Raw genomic sequence first — 17,456 nt, forward strand, 5'->3', positions numbered from 1 at the left:
GGCGGGGTCAGCGGGCGCGGCCCTCGGTGTGCTCGGGTGCGGCGCGGTCCTCGCCGTGGTCCGGTGCGGCGCGGTCCTCGCCGTGGTCCGGTGCGCCGTCGGGCGCGGGCGGCAGCGCCAGATGGGCGAGGTCCCCGGGCCTCGGGCTGCTCACCGGCCACAGCGGCGCGGGGGTGCCGTCGGCGACGGCGGCCGGGGCGTCGGTGAGATTCATGCGCTCGCGCAGCCGGCCGTAGAAGTCCATCGGGCCGAGCCGGGCGGCCCGCAGCCGGCGCGGGGCGGCGTAGACGCCGATCCAGTCGCCCGGGTCGAGGACGCCGCGCAACTGGCCGTCGATGCTGACGGCGGCCTGGCCGGAGCGGTCGAGCAGGCGCAGGGCGACGGGTTCGTCGGGGGCGGCCACGACCGAGCGGTTGAACGCCATGTGCGGGGCGACGGGGGTGAACACCAGGGCGTCGGCGCGCGGGGAGACGACGGGGCCGCCGGCGGCGAAGCTGTAGGCGGTCGAGCCGGTCGGCGTGGCGACGAGCAGCGCGTCGGCGGAGTAGGAGGCGAGCAGCCGGCCGGCGAGGTAGACGCCGGCCGACACCTGCCGGTCGCGGGCGAGTTTCTCGACGGCGATCTCGTTGAGGGCGGTGACGTTGAGGGCCACGCCCCAGTCGCCGCCGGACTCGCAGTCGCCGCGCACCCGGGGCGGGGGCAGCATGGGGCGGCGGCCGTAGCGCATCAGTTCCTCGATGCCGGCGGGGATCTCCAGGCGGCGGGAGGCGCGCAGGGTCAGCAGCATGCGGCTCTCGACCGTGAGCCGGTCCTCCAGTACGGCGTCGAGCGCGGTGCGCACCCGGGTGACGGGGACTTCGGTGAGGAAGCCGACGCGGCCGAGGTCGACGCCGAGAAGGAGGGCGTCGTTCTCGGCGGCGAGCCGGGCGCCGCGCAGGAAGGTGCCGTCGCCGCCGAGGGTGACGATGAGGTCGGGGTCGCCGGCGGCCTCGACCTCCGCGCGGGCGTTGCGCCGTCCGCCGTCGTGCCACACGTCGATGTCGGTGCACCGCACGGCGCGCTCGTCGCACCAGGCGTGCACGACCCGCTGAGCGGCCTGGGCCTCCGGGCGTCCGCCGTGGACGACCAGGCCGATCCGGCGCACCGTCACAGCGCCCTCGGGTTCCCCTCACAGCCTCTTGGAAACATCGAAGAGTGTGCGCGTTTTCCTGGGAATCGAGGGCATTCGGTGGAGCGGAGGTTGATAATCATGGTTCCTTTGCTGCTCGTTCTGCTGCTCGCCCTGATCCTCTTCGGCGCCGGCTTCGCGCTGAAGATCCTGTGGTGGGTCGCGCTCATCGTGATCGTGCTGTGGCTGCTCGGCTTCATCGTGCGGCCGGCCGGCGGTGGCGGCCGGAGGGGTCGCTGGTACCGCTGGTGACGGCCGCCGCCGGCGGGACGGCGGTCGCCGTCCGCGGCAGTGCCCGTAGACGTACGCCCGGCTCCGTGCCGGGCGTACGGCGTTTTCCGAGGGGGAATCAGGAGGCCGGGCGGACCGGGCAGTTGCCCGGCAAGGCCTGAGTTCAAGGTAAAGGGATCGCATGGTCTAGTCCAAAGAATCACCTGGTCCAGACCAATCCATTGACGTGCTCGCAACAGGGTCAGGAAGCTTGGGGCCACTTCCCCACCCCCACCCCTGGAGGCACGCAGTGAGACGTCTTCGCGCATGTCTGGGCGCGGCCGCCGCCGTCGCCGTCGCCGCCGGCACCACCGCCCTGGTCGCCGGCAGCGCCTCGGGCGCGACCAGCACGGCGGACGCGCTGAGCAACCGCTGGTACGCCGCGGCCCCGTATCTGATGCCGCTCGACAACGACCCGCCGAGCGCGAGCGCCATCATGGACGCCACCGGCCTCAAGGCCTTCCAGCTCGCGTTCATCCTCGCGCCCAACGGCGGCGGGTGCTCGCCCACTTGGGACGGCACGGCCGCGGTCTCCTCGGACACCGCCGTGAAGTCGGTGATCGACGCGATCCGCGCCAAGGGCGGCGACGTCTCCGTCTCCATCGGCGGCTACGGCGGCACCAAGCTCGGCCAGGCCTGCTCGGACGCGGCCTCCACCGCGGCGGCCTACCAGCAGGTCATCACCAAGTACGGCCTGCACGCCATCGACTTCGACCTGGAGGAGCCGGAGTACGAGAACACGGCCGCCATCAAGAACGAGATCGGCGCCGCCAGGATCCTCCAGCAGAACAACCCCGGCCTCTACGTCTCCGTCACCACCGCGGGAACCGCCGACGGCACCGGCTGGTTCGGCAAGCAGATGCTGCTGGAGGCCAAGGCGCAGGGCTTCACCCCGAACAACTTCTCCATCATGCCCTTCGACGGCGGCTTCAACGGGGCGGCCTCGCAGACCAGCGCGCTGACCAACTTCAACAAGATCCTGCAGTCCACCTTCGGCTGGAGCGAGGCCACCGCCTACGCCCACGAGGGCTTCTCCGGGATGAACGGCCGCAGCGACACCGGCGAGATCTTCACCCAGGCCGACTTCCAGACCGTGCTGGACTACGCCACGAGCCACAACATGGACCGCTTCACGTTCTGGTCGCTCAACCGGGACCGGCAGTGCACCCCGGCCGACAACGGCGGCCGTACGTCGGGCACGTGCTCCAGCGTGGCGCAGAACTCCTGGGACTTCGCCAAGTACTCGGTGAAGTTCGCCGGCGTCACCCCGCCCACCACTCCCCCGACCTCCCCGCCGCCCAGCAGCCCCACCCCGCCGCCGAGCACCCAGTGCAAGACGGCCTGGAGCGCGAGCACCGCGTACACCGGGGGCAGCGAGGTGTCGTACAACGGCCACAACTGGAAGGCCAAGTGGTGGACCCAGAACGAGACGCCCGGCGCCTCGCAGTGGGGTCCGTGGGAGGACGAGGGCGCCTGCTGACGCCCGCGCTCCCTCCCCGCTAGCCGGAGGACTCGTCCCGGCCGGGCCGGCGCACCACCGTGAGGAGGTCGTCGTGCCCGGCCAGCGCGTCGAGGGACAGGGTGCGGTAGCCGGCCTCCTCGAACAGGACGGTGATGCGGTCGCCGTCCTGGCTGAGCACCGTGCCCGCGCCCCACTGCCCGTGCCGCACCTCGGCGCCCACCGGATAGCGCCCCGCAGCGGGATGGGCGGGCCGCCGGCCGGCGGCGGCCGCCTCCGGGTCGGCCTCCGCCGCCGTGCAGCGGTCGCAGTTCCCGCACGGCGGCTCGTAGGCCTCGCCGAAGTAGCCGAGCAGGAAGTGCCGCCGGCAGCCGATGGTCTCGGCGTAGGCGCGGGCCATCTCGACACGGGAGCGGTCGGTGCGGCGGTGCGCCTCGGCGGTGCGCTCCGCCTCCTGCGCCGCCTCGCCGGGCGCAGTGCCGGGGACGGGGCGCACCTCGCCCTCCTCGCCGGTGGTGACGGCGCCGGCCTCCTCCAGCAGGTTCACGGCCGTGGTCACCCGGGGGCGGGACAGGCCGGTGTCCTCCCGGAGTCCGGCCAGGTCGGCGGGGTCGTCGCGGTGGTCGTGCACGGCGTCGGCGACCTCGTCCAGGGTGTCCCGGCCGGTGGTGCGGGAGGCGAAGTAGGCCTGCATCCCGGTGTCCTCGGGCCGGTAGTGCAGCACGGCGAGGGCCGCCTCGCCGTCCCGGCCCGCGCGGCCGATCTCCTGGTAGTAGGCGTCCAGCGAGCCGGGCAGCGCCGCGTGCAGCACGAACCGCACGTCCTCCTTGTCGATGCCCATGCCGAAGGCGGAGGTCGCGACGACGACGTCGGCCGCCCCGGAGTGGAACGCCGCGTGGATACGGCGGCGTTCGGCGGCGCGCAGTCCCGCGTGGTAGGCCTCGGCGGCCAGTCCGAGGTCGGCCAGTTCCCGCGCGCACCGCTCGGTGTCCTTGCGGGTGGCCGCGTAGACGAGGCCGGGTTTCGGTTCGGCTGCGGCCCGTTCGACCACGGCGCGCCGCCGCTCGTCCTCGTCCTGGAAACGGCGCGCCTCCAGCCGGATGTTCGGCCGGTCGAACCCGGTGACCAGGACCCGGGGCCGCTCCAAGCCGAGCCGTTCGACGATCTCCCGGCGCACCGGCGGGGCCGCGGTGGCGGTCAGCGCCAGCAGCGGCGGGCGGCCCAGCCGGCGTACGGCCTGCGCCAGGCGGAGGTAGTCGGGGCGGAAGTCGTGGCCCCAGGAGGAGACGCACTGCGCCTCGTCCACCGCGAACAGGGCGGGCCGCGCCCCGGCCAGCCGCTCCACGACCTCGTCCTTGGCCAGTTGCTCGGGGGCGAGGTAGAGGAAGCGGGCGGCGCCCTCCTCCACCGCCCGCCAGGCGGCCTGTTCCCCGGCGGCGGTGAGGGCGGAGTTCAGGGCGACGGCCCGCGGCGCCTGCTCGGGCAGCCCGGCGATCTGGTCGCGCTGCAGGGCGATGAGCGGCGAGACCACCACGACCGGTCCGGGCAGCAGCAGGGCGGGGACCTGGAAGATCGCGGACTTGCCGGAGCCGGTCGGCATCACCACCAGGGCGTCGTCGCCGGCGAGCACCCACTCCATGGCGGTCAGCTGCCCGGGTCTGAGCGTGTCCCAGCCGAACACGTCGGCGGCGGCCGCGCGCAGCCGCCGGGCCGGTTCGCCTCGCTCGTCCCGTCGGTCCGTGTCGGTCATGTCCGGCTCCCGGCCGCTTCCGGCATCGCCGTCAGGGCTTCTTGGCGACGGTGAGCAGGGCCGCGGCGTCCTCGACGGCCTCCAGGCTGTGCCGGGCCTCGGGGACGACGAGCAGGTCGCCGGCCCGGCCGTCCCAGGAGTCCTCGCCGCTCAGCAGCCGGACCCGGCCGCGCAGCACGAGGACGGTGGCCTCGCCGGGGTTCTCGTGCTCGGTGAGGGAGGTGCCGGCGCGCAGGGTGATGAGGGTCTGGCGCAGGACGTGCTCGTGGCCGCCGTAGACGGTCTCGGCGCTGCGGCCGGTGCTCGCCGCCGCGGCGCGTTCCAGGTGCTCACGGGCCCGGGCGTCGAGGGAGATCTTCTGCATGGCTTCGGCTCCTCGGTCGGTGCGGTGGCGACGGCGTCAGTAGCGGACGCCGATACGGCGCCAGCGGCGTCCGCTGGTGCCCGGCTCGGCGGGGTGGGCGGGGACCCTGCTGCGGTAGAGGACGTAGGGACGCCACAGGTACCACAGCGGCACGCTCCAGGCGTGCACGAGCCGGGTGAAGGGCCAGACGGCGAGGATGGCCCAGGCGGCGGTGGCGTGGACCTGGTAGATCAGCGGCGCGTGCGAGATCGCGGCGACGTCCGGGTTCCCGGCGAACAGGCCCCGGAACCACAGGGAGACGCTGCGCCGGTAGTCGTAGCCCTCGCCGAGGAGGTTGACGCCGATGGTCGGGGTGATGCCGAGCACGATCACGATCGCGAGCAGGATCAGGGCGAGCCAGTCGACGGGGCTGGTGGCGGCGCGCACCCGGGGCACGGTGGTGCGGCGGAAGGCGAGCACGGCGACTCCGGCGATCACCGCGAGCGCGGCGACGGTGCCGCCGACGGAGGAGAACCAGCGGTAGACGTCCTCCGGGATGCCGAGCCAACGGGTGAAAGACTCCGGGACGAGGATGCCGAGGACGTGTCCGGCGATGGCGGCGAAGGCGCCGTAGTGGAAGAGGGGTCCGCCCCATTTGAGCAGGCGGCCCTCCTGGAGCTGGGTGGAGCGGCTGGTCCAGCCGAACTGGTCGTACCGCCAGCGCCAGATGTGGCCGACGACGAAAATGACGAGGGCGAGGTAGGGCAGGATGACCCACCACCACAGGTCCCAGGAGCTCATCGGTCCTCCCCGGAAGCGGTCGCGGCGGGCGGCGTCGGTACGGGCGTCATGAGCACGGGTGCCGACGGTGCGGGTCCCGTGGGTACGGGTGCCGTCCGTTCGGGCGTCATCTGCGCGGAGGTCAGGTATTCCGGCGGGGCGAAGGGCTCGGTGCCCGCGCGCTGCGCGCCCACGTGTTCGCTCGGGGGTCCTTCGGCGGCCAGCCGCCGCCAGGTGTCGCGTTCGCGGCGGCCCGGCCGGGGCAGGCGTCCGCAGACCGCGTCCAGCACGGGCGCGTACGGGTCGCGGCGCTCGGCCAGCGACTGCCGCAGGAGTTCGAGCCCGGCCCGGCACTGGAGCAGGACGCGGTGGCCGGGTTCGGGGGCGAGCGCGGCGAACTCCAGGACCAGCGGCAGGAAGTCGGGCAGTTCGTCCTCGGGGGGCTCGTGTCCGGCCTGCCGGTAGGTGTGTTTGAGGGCGAGCAGCGCCATGCCGCGGGCGCGGGTGTCGCCGTGCCGGTAGTAGGTCAGGTGCAGGCAGTGGCGGCGGGTGTGGTCGAAGACGGCGACGTAGCGTTCGGCGGCCTCCCCCGGCGGCAGGGCGCGCAGGTGTGCCGTGACGGCGGCGAGCCGGGCCCGGTCGGCGGCGTCGCGGACGGCGGGCAGCGCGGCGGTCACGTCGTCGAGGGCGGCGAGCACCGCCGCATCGGGGTAGCGCAGCAGGACGGCGGCGATGCGGTGCAGGGCGGGGGTGTCGGGGGCGGGGCGGCGGTTCACGGGGCGCTCCCCTCGGCGCCGAAGAGGCCGGGGGCGTCTTCGCTGCCGTTCCAGCCGAGGAGGTTGAAGCGGACCTGTCCGTCGCTGTCGCGGAAGTGGCTGCCGCCGCCCGGTGCGGTCAGGCCCGGCAACGCGGGCGGCGCGGGGTCCACCGCGTCGTGGGAGGCGAGGTCGGCGACCCCGCCGGGGCGGTCCAGGGAGCAGTGCTGGGCCATCAGGGCGCCGGAGCCCTCGGCGTGCGCCTTGGGGACGACGTAACGCTCGTCGTACTTGGCGACGGCGAGCAGCCGGTAGAGGTCCTCGACGCCGTCGGCGGTCGTGCCGGCCCGCTCCAGCAGGTGCGGGTCGACCGGGTCGCCGAGCTGTTTCGCCCGCATGTGGCCGCGCATCGCGGTGAGCGTGCGCAGGACGCGCTCGACCACGGCGGTGTCGCCCGCGGTGAACAGGTTCGCCAGGTACTCCACGGGGATGCGCAGCGCGTCGATGGCGGCGAAGATCCGGTCGGGGTCGTCGTCGTGGTAGCCGGTGGCGTGCACGGCGTCGGCGACCGGGGAGAGCGGCGGCACGTACCAGACCATGGGCAGGGTGCGGTACTCCGGGTGCAGGGGCAGCGCCACCCGGTGCTCCTTGATCAGGGCGTACACGGGCGAGCGGCGGGCGGCCTCGATCCAGTCGTGGGCGATGCCGTCGCGGGCGGCGGCCTCGCGCACCCCTTCCTCGTGCGGGTCGAGGAAGACGGACAGCTGGGCCTCGTAGAGGTCCTTGTCGTCCTTGACGGAGGCGGCGTCGAGGACGGCGTCGGCGTCGTAGAGCATGACGCCGAGGTGGCGCAGCCGACCGACGCAGGTCTCCGAGCAGATGGTGGGCTGGCCGGCCTCGATGCGCGGGTAGCAGAAGGTGCACTTCTCGGCCTTGCCGGTGCGGTGGTTGAAGTAGACCTTCTTGTACGGGCAGCCGGAGACGCAGAACCGCCAGCCGCGGCAGCGGTCCTCGTCGACGAGGACGATGCCGTCCTCCTCCCGCTTGTACATCGCGCCCGAGGGGCAGGAGGCGACGCAGGACGGGTTGAGGCAGTGCTCGCAGATGCGCGGCAGATAGAACATGAAGGTGTGCTCGAACTCCAGGCGCACCCGCTCGGCCAGGCCCTTGAGATTGGGGTCCGTGGCGGCGTACTCGGCGGCCCCGGCGAGGTCGTCGTCCCAGTTGGGGCCGTGCACGGGCCGCATGTCCCGGCCGGTGAGCTGCGACTTGGGGCGGGCGCTGGGGAAGGTGTCGGACAGCGGGGCCGTGGTCAGGCTCTGGTAGTCGTACGTCCACGGCTCGTAGAAGTCGTCCAGCGAGGGCAGGTCGGGGTTGTGGAAGAGGGTGAGGAGTTTGCGCAGCCGGCCGCCGGCCCTCAGCTTGAGCCGGCCCCGGCGGTCGAGGGTCCAGCCGCCCTTCCACGTGTCCTGGTCCTCGTAGCGGCGCGGGTAGCCGGCGCCGGGTTTCGTCTCGACGTTGTTGAACCACACGTATTCCGTGCCGGGCCGGTTGGTCCAGGTCTGTTTGCAGGTCACCGAGCAGGTGTGGCACCCGATGCACTTGTCGAGGTTCATCACCATGGCCACCTGGGCCATCACCTTCACTGGAAGTCGACCTCCTGTGCGCGGCGGCGGACGACGGTGATCTCGTCGCGTTGGTTGCCGGTGGGACCGATGTAGTTGAAGGCGTAGCTGAACTGGGCGTAGCCGCCGATGAGATGGGTGGGCTTGATCAGCAGGCGGGTCAGGGAGTTGTCGCCGCCGCCGTGCAGTCCGGAGGTCTCGGTGCGCGGCACGTTCAGGTGCCGGTCCATGGTGTGGTACATGAACACGGTGCCCTCGGGCATGCGGTGGGTGACCACGGCCCGGCAGGCGACCACGCCGTTGCGGTTGTACGCCTCGATCCAGTCGTTGTCGGCGACCCCGATCTTCTCCGCGTCCAGCGGGCTCATCCAGATGCCGGGCCCGCCGCGGAAGAGGGTGAGCATGTGCAGGTTCTCCTGGTACTCGGAGTGGATGGACCACTTCGAGTGCGGGGTGAGGTAGCGCACCACCAGCTCGGGGTGTCCGGCCGGGTTGCGGCGGGGGTCGCCGACATGGGCGAGCATGTTCAACGGCGGCCGGTAGACGGGGAGTTGTTCGCCGAACTCGGCCATCCAGTCATGGTCGAGGAAGAAGTGCTGGCGGCCGGTGAGGGTGTGCCAGGGTTTGAGGCGTTCGACGTTGACGGTGAACGGCGAGTAGCGGCGACCGCCGGACTCGGTACCGGACCACTCGGCCGAGGTGATCACGGCGCGGGGCTGGGTGCGGGTGTCCTCGAAGGTGATGCGGTCGCCGGAGCGTTCCTCGGCGAGGTCGGCGAGGCGAAGGCCGGTGCGTTTCTCCAGAGCGCGCAGCGACTCGACGGCCAGGCGGCCGTTGGTGGTGCCGGACAGGGCGAGGACGGCCTCGCAGAACTGGTCGTCACGGGCGATGGAGGGCCGCCCGTCGGCGACGCCGCCGCGCACGACGCCGTTGCGGGCGCGCAGGTCGTCGATCTCCTCGCCCGGGTGCCAGGAGACGCCCTTGGTGGCGGTGCCGAGGGTGTCGAGCAGCGGTCCGACGGCGGCCATCTTCTCGGCGACCTTGGTGTAGTCGCGTTCCACGACGGTCAGTCTGGGCATGGTGCGGCCGGGGACGGGCTCGCACTCGCCGGCCTTCCAGTCGCGTACGACGCCGTGCGGCTGGGCGAGTTCGTCGGGTGTGTCGTGGGCGAGCGGGGCGGCGATGACGTCGCGGCGCACCCCGAGGCGGCCGGCGGCCAGGCGGGAGAACTCGGCGGCGAGGGTGTGGAAGACGTCGAAGTCGCTGCGGGTCTGCCAGGGCGGTGCGATGGCCGGGTTGAAGGCGTGCACGAAGGGGTGCATGTCGGTGGAGGACAGGTCGAACTTCTCGTACCAGGTGGCGGCGGGCAGCACCACGTCGGAGAACAGGCAGGTGCTGGTCATCCGGAAGTCGACGGCGACGGAGAGGTCGAGCTTGCCGACGGGCGCCGGGTCGCGCCAGGTGACATCCTTCGGCCGCAGGTGGGGCGGGGTCTCGGGGGCGGTCGTCGCGTCGTCGGTGCCGAGCAGGTGCCGGAGCATGTACTCGTGGCCCTTCATCGACGACGCGAACAGGTTGGCGCGCCAGATGAGCAGCACCCGGGGGAAGTTGGCCGGGTCGTCGGGGTCCTCGGCGGCGAACCGCAGACGCCCCGCCTTGAGTTCGTCCACGATGTGGTCGGCGACGTCCTTGCCGGCCCGCTGCGCGTCGTCGCAGATGTCCAGCGGGTTGCGGTCGAAGGTCGGGTGGGAGGGCATCCAGCCCAGGCGCGCGGCGAGCGCGTTGAGGTCGGGCAGGGTGCGCCCGGCGAGCCGGCCCCGGCCGAGCGGGCTGGCGAGCACGTCGGCGGGGAACGCCTCGTAGCGCCACTGGTCGGTGGCGAGCCAGAACAGCGGGGTGCCCACCATGTGCCGGGTGGGCCGCTGCCAGTCCAGGCCGAAGGCGAGGTGGAACCAGCCGGTGATGGGGCGCACCTTCTCCTGGCCGACGTAGTGCGCCCAGCCGCCGCCGTTGACGCCCTGGCTGCCGGTGAGCATGGTCAGGGAGAGGAAGGCGCGGTAGATCTGGTCGGAGTGGAACCAGTGGTTGGTGCCCGCGCCCATCGCGATCATGGAGCGGCCGTCGGTGCGTTCGGCGTTGCGCGCGAACTCGCGGGCGACCCGGGCGGCGGCCCGCGCGGGCACCGAGGTGACGGCCTCCTGCCAGGCGGGTGTGCAGGGCTCGTCCGCGTCGTCGTAGCCGGTGGGCCACCGGCCGGGCAGGCCTTCGCGGCCCACCGCGTACTGGGCCATGACCAGGTCGAACACCGTCGTCACCAGGTGGCCGCCGATCCGGGTGGCCGGCACGCCGCGCCGCACGGCGCCGCCGGACTCCTCCGGTCCGGCGTCGAAGCGCGGCAGGTCCACCGCCACGGCCTCGCCGCCCGGGCGGCCGTACAGGCTCAGCAGCGGGTCGACGCCGTCCAGCCTCAGGTTCCAGCGGGGGCCGTCCTCGGGCTCGGTCCAGCGGAAACCGAGCGAGCCGCCGGGGACGACCGGTTCGCCGGTGGCCGCGTCCAGCAGCACCGTCTTGAACTCGGCCGCCTCCTCGGCGGCGCCGGGCAGGTCGGCGGCGGTGAGGAACTTGTCCGGCACGTACGCCCCGTCGCCTCCGTCCCGCTCGCGCAGCCGGACCAGGAACGGCAGGTCGGTGTAGGTCTTGGCGTACTCGGTGAAGCGGGGCACCTGCCGGTCGCGGTAGAACTCGGTGAGGATGACGTGGCCCATGGCCATGGCGAGCGCGCCGTCGGTGCCGGGGGCGGCGGCGAGCCAGTCGTCGGCGAACTTGGTGTGGTCGCCGTAGTCCGGGGAGACCACGACGACCTTCTGTCCCCGGTAGCGGGCCTCGGTCATGAAGTGGGCGTCGGGGGTGCGGGTGATGGGCAGGTTGGTGCCCCACACGATGAGATACCCGGCGTTCCACCAGTCGGCGGACTCCGGTACGTCGGTCTGGTCGCCGAACACCTGCGGGGAGGCCATCGGCAGGTCGGCGTACCAGTCGTAGAAGGAGGAGATGGTCCCGCCGATCATCGACAGGTAGCGGGTGCCCGCCGAGTACGAGGCGATCGACATCGCCGGGATCGGGGAGAAGCCGACGATGCGGTCGGGGCCGTACCGCTCGACCGTGTCCACCTGGGCGGCCGCGATCAGCTCCATGACCTCCTGCCAGGTGGAGCGCACGAAGCCGCCCTTGCCGCGGGCCCGCTTGTAGGCGGCGCACCGCTCCGGGTCGGAGGTCAGCCACCGCCAGGCCTCGACCGGGTCGTCGGTGCGGGCGCGGGCCTGCCGCCACAGCTGGAGCAGGGGGCGGCGGACGTAGGGGTAGCGGATGCGGGTGGGCGAGTAGGTGTACCAGGAGAACGACGCGCCGCGCGGGCAGCCCCGGGGCTCGTACTCGGGCGAGTCGGGGCCCACGCTCGGGTAGTCGGTCGCCTGGGTCTCCCAGGTGATGATGCCGTCCTTGACGAACACCCGCCAGGAGCAGGAGCCGGTGCAGTTCACTCCGTGGGTGGAGCGGACCTCGCGGTCGTGCCGCCACCGCTCCCGGTAGAACTCCTCCGCCGCCCGGCCACCCTCCCGGTACAGCACCCGCCGGTCGGGCGACTGCTCGCCGGGGAAGAAGTACTGGGCCGCGCGCATCAGCCGGTCCAGGGCCTCACCGGAGCGGTCGGTGCTCGTGCTCACACCCTCGCCTCTCTTGCGCGTGAGACGCGCGGTGCCGCAGCGGATGGACGGAACGGTTGTTCGGGACGCGGTCGCGGAAGGGGCAGCCCCCGCCCGGGGGACCGTCCCGGCGCGGGGGACCGTCCCGGCGCGGGGGACGGCCGGGTCCGGCGTGCTCGCGGGAGGCCGGGGGCGGAAACGACCATGGCCAGTCTTGGCCGCGGGGCGGAGGGCCGCAAGGGGCCAATCGTGCGAATCGGGCGGCGGCCGAGTTGCGGACGTCCGGGGGCGGGACGGTTCGGGGGCGGGACGGTCCGGGTGCGGGCGGTCGAGTGCGGACAGGCAGGTATGGGGGGTCAGGTGCGGGCGGTCGAGCGCGGGCGGGCAGGTGCGGGCGGTCAGGTGCGGGTTCGCCTGCTGTGGGTCAGCCATTCGGCGAGGACCGCGGCCTGGCTGTGGTCCACGTCCTTGGTGGCGGTGAGCAGGGTGAGGCGGTCGTGGTCGGCGAGGTCGCGCAGGTGGCCGACCGCCTCGCGGTGGCCGGCGTCGCGCAGTTCGGCGAGGTAGCGGCGGCGGAACTCGTCGAACCGGCTCGGCTCGTGGCCGTACCAGTGGCGCAGGTCGGTGGAGGGGGCCACGTCGCGCAGCCACTCGTCCAGGTGGGCGTCCTCCTTGCGCATCCCGCGCGGCCACACCCGGTCCACGAGCACGCGCTTGCCGTCCTCGGGCGAGGTGTCCTCGTAGACGCGCCGGTAGGTGATGTGCTCGGCCATGGGTTCCTCCGTTCGGCGGGTCTCCGTGAGCCGGTGGAGTCTGGGGTCGGTGGGTCGGTGCAGCTGGTGGGTCGGTGCAGCCGGTGGGTCGGTGGGGCCGGGTGTCAGGCGGGCGGGCAGCCGGGGCCGCCCGGGTCGGCGGGGCCCGGTCCGTCACCGGCGGCGGGGGCCGGTCCCTCGCCCGGGTCCGCGTGCGGCGGCGGGTCGAAGTGGACGGTGACCTTCTGAAAGCCCTTGAAGGCCTCCGTGGCGGCGTAGGACCGGTAGGCCCGCTGGTCGCCGGGGGTCAGGTGGACGCGGTCGGTGAACGGGGTCAGCAGGCTGCGCGGCCACAGCCGCATGCACCGTACCGCGCTGACCTCCGCCGTGAACACGTACACCAGCGCCCCCAGATAGATCCACGCCAGCAGGCCGAGGACGATGCCGAACAGGCCGTACGTCGCGGTGGCGCCCTGCAGCACGTGGTCGACGTAGTACGTGCCGACCCACAGCAGCCCCTGCCAGGCACAGGCGGCGCCCAGCGCCGGGCCGTACATGATGCGCAGCGGCAGCTTGCGGCGGGTCAGCACGCGGTAGCTGCCCACCAGCAGGGCGGCGTTCAGCAGCACGGACAGCAGTTCGGCGGCGATCCGCACCCCGGTCTGGAGCCGGGCGCCGAACACCCCGGAGGCCCACTCGGCGGCGGTGGACAGCCCCGTCGTCACCAGCAACCCGGCCGCGAGCAGCGTGAGGAACTTCAGCCCCTTGAGCCGGGAGCGGAACGGGTCGGGGCGGGCGTGCCGGGGCACCGCGAAGATCTTGTTCAGGGCGTGCTGCGCGGCCTGGGCGACGTTCAGCGCGCCGTAGGCGCTGCCGAGCACACCGACCGTGACGGCGACGGTGTTGCCGTGGAAGGAGTGGATGTTGTGGCCGATCTGGTCGCCGATCACCGGGAACTCGCTCAGGGCCGAGTTCAGCACCGACTGCTGGAGTCGGGGATTGCCGCTGAGGACGGCGCTGAGCACCGCGACGAGGAACAGCAGCAGCGGGAACAGCGCCAGAAACCCGTAGTACGTCAGCAGCGCGGCCAGATAGGCGGCCTGGTCGTCGTAGAACTTGTAGATCACGGCCAGCGGCAGCCCCGCCCAGCGATGCCGTCGCTGGTAGGCATCCAGTCGGGCCAGCACGTCCATGCGCTCTCCCACACTGTCGGCCGTGGCGCCGCTCGTACCGGTCGCCACCGCTTCCAGGTGCCCTGGCCAGGGCGTTCCATGCGTGGAGCCGGTGCCGCGCCCCGCCCGGCCCGGTGGGTTGGACGCGGGCTGCGCGGTTACTCCGTCCCCATGGACGCCAACGACGACAGCAAGCCGCTCGCCCTGGTGACCGGGGCCTCCAGCGGCATCGGATACGAACTGGCCCGGCAGTTCGCCGAGCACGGCTACGACCTTCTCGTCAACGCCGAGGACGACCGTCTCGACCATGCCGCGCAGCGGCTGCGGGAGACCGGCGCCGAGGTGCGGGCGGTGCGCGCGGACCTCCGGGACCCGGCGGGCGTGGACCATCTGGTGGCCGCCACGACGGGGCTGACGGTGGACGTGGCCGCGCTGAACGCGGGGGTCGGGCAGGGCGGGGCCTTCGCCGACACCGATCTGGCCGACGACCTCTCCGTGATCGACCTGAACGTGACCTCCACGGTCCGCCTCGCCAAGCCGCTGCTGCGGGACATGGTGGCGCGCGGCGAGGGCAGCCTGGTGTTCACGTCCTCCATCGCCGCCACCATGCCGGGCCCCTTCCAGTCGGTGTACAACGCCTCGAAGTCGTTCGTGCAGTCCTTCGCGCAGGCTCTCCAGGACGAGGTGAAGGACACCGGGGTGAGCGTGACCGCGTTCATGCCGGGGCCGACCGACACGGACTTCTTCCGGCGGGCCGACATGGGCGACACCAGGATCGGCGCCGGTCCGAAGGACGACCCGGCGCAGGTCGCCGCGCAGGCGTACGAGGCGGTGGCCAAGGGGCGGACGAAGGTCGTCACCGGCTCGCTGAAGACGAAGGCGCAGGGCGCCGCGAACAAGATCCTGCCGGACAGCGCGAAGGCCGCGGCGCACCGGAAGATGGCGGAGCCGGGCTCGGGGGACGGGGGCGGCGACGATCAGGGGTAGTGCGCGCTCGCCCCGACCGGCCGGCCGCGGCCGTCGGGGGACGCCTCCCCCACTTCGACGCATCGCGGGCGGTGATCCATGCAGACCTTCCTGCCGTATCCCGGCTTCACCGAGTCCGCGCTGGTGCTGGACCGGCGGCGGCTGGGCAAGCAGCGGGTGGAGGCGTTGCAGGTGCTGCGGGGGCTGACCGTGCCGGGGTACGGGTGGCGCCGGCATCCGGCGGTGCGGATGTGGGCCGGTTACGAGGAGGCGCTGGTGCGGTACGGGCTGGACGTGTGCCGCGTCTGGCGCGACCACGGCCACCAGGACAGTTGCGCGGCCACCCTCGTCGCCGATCTCGCCGCCGCCCGCCCCGGCACGCAGGTGCGGGCGCAGCCGGAGCTGGCGGAGGCGGGCGAGCTGCCGCCCTGGCTCGGCGACGAGGCCCTGCACCTCAGCCACCGGTCGGCGCTGGTGCGCAAGGACCCGGAGCGGTACGCGCCGCTCTTCCCCGGGGTGCCCGACGACCTGCCGTACGTGTGGCCGGCGTCGGACCGCGCGTCGCTCACCACCGGGGACTGAGCCGACGCCGGCCGCCTGGGGGCCGGGACGGCCCTCGCGGCGCGCCGCACACCCGTCGACCGGGCCGGTGCCTGACAGCCGTCGACCGAGCCGAGCCGGTGCCTGGCGCCCGCCGACCGGGCCGAGCCGGTGCCTCTCACCCGGGGCGTAGCTGAGGCGCGCGCCCGAGAGCCGTGAGGCGGACGCCTCGCGACCGGAGTGGGGCGAGCCCGGTCCCGCAACCTCCGGCCGCCGTCGTTGCGCCGCCCGGTCGAACCCGCTGCCCCAAGGGGGGCGGGGCGCGTGAGCGGTGCCGCGGTGGTGGAAGGGATGGCGCACACGCCTACCCCGAGGAGGGCCGGATGCCCGATGCCGTGGCCGAGGACGACGTCGCCCGCGCCGCCACCGCCGCCACCGCCGAGGACAGCGCCCTCCCGGCCGGGCCCGCCCCGGGAAGCGGCCCGGGTCCCGCGGGGTTCGAGCAGCTGAGCGCGGTCGCCGACGCCGTCCTCTACGAGGGCTATCTCCTCTACCCCTACCGCCGCTCGTCGCCCAAGAACCGGGTGCGCTGGCAGTTCGGGGTCCTGCTGCCGCGCGACTGGGTGGAGCGGGACGGGCCCGTCGCCGTCGGGGTGTCCGGCTCGGCGGACTCCTGGTACCAGCAGACCGAGTGCCTGCTGCGTACGCGGCGGCCGGACGCCGCCGTACGGGTGCGGGTGCGGTACCTCCAGACGCAGCACAAGCAGGTGGAGGCGGCCGGACCGGATGGCGGCCACCGCCCGGTGCCGTCGCTGCGCGCGGACGACGGCACCGCGTGGCTGACCTTCGACGAGGCGGTGCCCCGCGAGACGGACCTCGCCGCCGCCCTGGCCGATCTGCTCGACGGCCGGGAGCACACCGCCTCGGTGGGTGCGCCGGGCGGCGAGGCGACCGAGCCGCTGCCCTCGGGCGCAGGCCGGGTGGTCCGGAGGCGCGAGGAGGTCCGCGCGCGCACGACGCTGACGGCGGTGCGGCTCGCGGACGACCTGGTCCGGCTGCGGGTGCGCACCGAGAACACCGGGCGGTCGGCGAACCCGGGCGCCCCGCGCGAGGAGGCGCTGCGCCGGGCTCTCATCGCCACGCACACCCTCGTCGGCGGCGACGGAGTGGAGTTCGTGTCCCTGATCGACCCGCCAGGAGAGCTGGCGCGGCCGGCGGGCGAGTGCCGCAGCGAGTTCACGTTCCCGGTGCTGGGCGGCGCGCCGCTTGCGCGGACCGACGGAACGTCGCCGTACGGAGGGCACAAGGCGTCCGGCGGGAGCACGGGGCCGCTGCTGCTGTCCGCGCCGATCATCCTCCCGGACCGTCCGCAGATCGCCCCGGAGAGCCCCGGCGACCTGCACGACGCCGGGGAGATCGACGAGATCCTGACGCTGCGCACGATGCTCCTGACCGACGAGGAGAAGGCCGAGGCCCGCGCCACCGACCCGCGCGCCGCCGACATCATCGACCGCGTCGACAGCATGCCCCCGGAGGTGTTCGCCCGGCTGCACGGCGCGATCCGCTCACTGAGCCCGGCCGGATCGCCCGCCCCCTCCGGACCCCCCACACCCGCTGGGCCTCCCACACCTGCCGGACCTTCCACGCCTGGCGGATCTTCCACGCCTGGCGGGCCTTTCGCCTCCGACGGGCCTTTTGCCCCCGGCGGATCGAGCGACGCCGAGCGGCCCGCCTGGTGGCAGGAAGGCGGCGACGAGGGGCTCTCCCCCACGACCGACACCGTGCTCGTGGACGGGGTGCCGGTGGGCGGCGGCAGCCGGGTCCTGCTGCGGCCGCGGGGCCGGGGCGCCGACGCCCAGGACATGTTTCTGGCAGGGCGCGCCGCGCGGGTCGCCGCCGTCTTCCACGACGTGGACGGCAGTACGCACCTGGCCGTGACGCTGGAGGACGACCCGGCGGCCGAACTGCACACCTGGTACGGCCGTTTCCACTACTTCCGCCCGGAGGAACTCGAACCGCTCACGGCAGCCGAGGGACCGGAGACACCCGCACCGTCCGCACCGCCCGGTCCGCCCGGAGCACACGCAGCACCCGAACCGCCCGAGGCGCCGGCCCCCGCCCCCTGACCCGGCGAGCACCGCGGCCCGTTCGCGGCGACGGCGAGCGCCGCGCACC

General features: G+C 73.6%; 14 protein-coding genes. 5 read left to right on the plus strand and 9 right to left on the minus strand.

Annotated elements, in window-relative coordinates; genetic code table 11:
- Window positions 1-7: 7 nt before the first annotated feature.
- Window positions 8-1,150, minus strand: a complete 1,143-nt coding sequence (locus tag K7787_RS24450) for an NAD(+)/NADH kinase (RefSeq protein WP_223002958.1) — start codon at window positions 1,148-1,150, stop codon at window positions 8-10.
- Between the two features lie 99 nt (window positions 1,151-1,249).
- On the opposite strand from K7787_RS24450, the gene K7787_RS24455 reads away from it, so the two are divergent.
- Window positions 1,250-1,420: a hydrophobic protein gene (locus tag K7787_RS24455; RefSeq protein WP_169438943.1), complete on the plus strand. Its 171-nt coding sequence runs from the start codon at window positions 1,250-1,252 to the stop codon at window positions 1,418-1,420.
- 268 nt (window positions 1,421-1,688) lie between these two features.
- A complete protein-coding gene (locus K7787_RS24460; protein WP_164394306.1) occupies window positions 1,689-2,918 on the plus strand; it encodes a chitinase in 1,230 nt (409 codons plus the stop codon).
- 19 nt (window positions 2,919-2,937) lie between these two features.
- Here the strand turns inward: K7787_RS24460 and K7787_RS24465 are convergent, their stop codons facing one another.
- The 8 genes from K7787_RS24465 to K7787_RS24500 all read right to left on the minus strand — a co-directional run bounded on the left by K7787_RS24465 (window position 2,938) and on the right by K7787_RS24500 (window position 13,796).
- On the minus strand, window positions 2,938-4,647 hold the full coding sequence (locus K7787_RS24465; RefSeq protein ID WP_223002959.1) for a RecQ family ATP-dependent DNA helicase: 1,710 nt from the start codon (window positions 4,645-4,647) through the stop codon (window positions 2,938-2,940).
- 31 nt (window positions 4,648-4,678) lie between these two features.
- The gene (locus tag K7787_RS24470; protein ID WP_009193370.1) at window positions 4,679-5,011 is read right to left on the minus strand and encodes a cupin domain-containing protein; all 333 of its coding nucleotides are present in this window, start codon (window positions 5,009-5,011) and stop codon (window positions 4,679-4,681) included.
- 36 nt (window positions 5,012-5,047) lie between these two features.
- Complete coding sequence (gene narI, locus K7787_RS24475) at window positions 5,048-5,791, minus strand: respiratory nitrate reductase subunit gamma (RefSeq protein ID WP_223002960.1); 744 nt, start codon at window positions 5,789-5,791, stop codon at window positions 5,048-5,050.
- Window positions 5,788-6,546, minus strand: a complete 759-nt coding sequence (narJ, locus tag K7787_RS24480) for a nitrate reductase molybdenum cofactor assembly chaperone (protein WP_223002961.1) — start codon at window positions 6,544-6,546, stop codon at window positions 5,788-5,790. The genes narI and narJ overlap by 4 nt, the downstream gene beginning before the upstream one ends.
- Window positions 6,543-8,171 carry a nitrate reductase subunit beta gene (narH, locus tag K7787_RS24485; protein WP_223002962.1) on the minus strand — a complete coding sequence of 543 codons (1,629 nt, stop codon included), beginning with the start codon at window positions 8,169-8,171 and terminating at the stop codon, window positions 6,543-6,545. The genes narJ and narH overlap by 4 nt, the downstream gene beginning before the upstream one ends.
- Window positions 8,168-11,827: a nitrate reductase subunit alpha gene (locus K7787_RS24490; RefSeq protein ID WP_223002975.1), complete on the minus strand. Its 3,660-nt coding sequence runs from the start codon at window positions 11,825-11,827 to the stop codon at window positions 8,168-8,170. The genes narH and K7787_RS24490 overlap by 4 nt, the downstream gene beginning before the upstream one ends.
- Window positions 11,828-12,249: 422 nt before the next feature.
- On the minus strand, window positions 12,250-12,624 hold the full coding sequence (locus tag K7787_RS24495; RefSeq protein ID WP_009193365.1) for a DUF488 domain-containing protein: 375 nt from the start codon (window positions 12,622-12,624) through the stop codon (window positions 12,250-12,252).
- 104 nt (window positions 12,625-12,728) lie between these two features.
- Window positions 12,729-13,796, minus strand: coding sequence for a YihY/virulence factor BrkB family protein (locus K7787_RS24500; RefSeq protein ID WP_223002963.1), 1,068 nt, complete (start codon window positions 13,794-13,796; stop codon window positions 12,729-12,731).
- 150 nt (window positions 13,797-13,946) lie between these two features.
- Between K7787_RS24500 and K7787_RS24505 the strand changes: the two genes are divergently transcribed.
- The 3 genes from K7787_RS24505 to K7787_RS24515 all read left to right on the plus strand — a co-directional run bounded on the left by K7787_RS24505 (window position 13,947) and on the right by K7787_RS24515 (window position 17,407).
- A complete protein-coding gene (locus K7787_RS24505) occupies window positions 13,947-14,762 on the plus strand; it encodes an SDR family NAD(P)-dependent oxidoreductase (protein WP_164394297.1) in 816 nt (271 codons plus the stop codon).
- 78 nt (window positions 14,763-14,840) lie between these two features.
- Window positions 14,841-15,323 (plus strand): MSMEG_6728 family protein, encoded by a 483-nt coding sequence (locus tag K7787_RS24510; protein ID WP_164394295.1) that lies wholly within the window; start codon window positions 14,841-14,843, stop codon window positions 15,321-15,323.
- A gap of 341 nt (window positions 15,324-15,664) precedes the next feature.
- Window positions 15,665-17,407 carry a hypothetical protein gene (locus K7787_RS24515; protein ID WP_223002964.1) on the plus strand — a complete coding sequence of 581 codons (1,743 nt, stop codon included), beginning with the start codon at window positions 15,665-15,667 and terminating at the stop codon, window positions 17,405-17,407.
- Window positions 17,408-17,456: the final 49 nt, after the last annotated feature.

The sequence above is a fragment of the Streptomyces sennicomposti genome (assembly GCF_019890635.1).
Classification (GTDB): Bacteria; Actinomycetota; Actinomycetes; order Streptomycetales; family Streptomycetaceae; genus Streptomyces; species Streptomyces sennicomposti.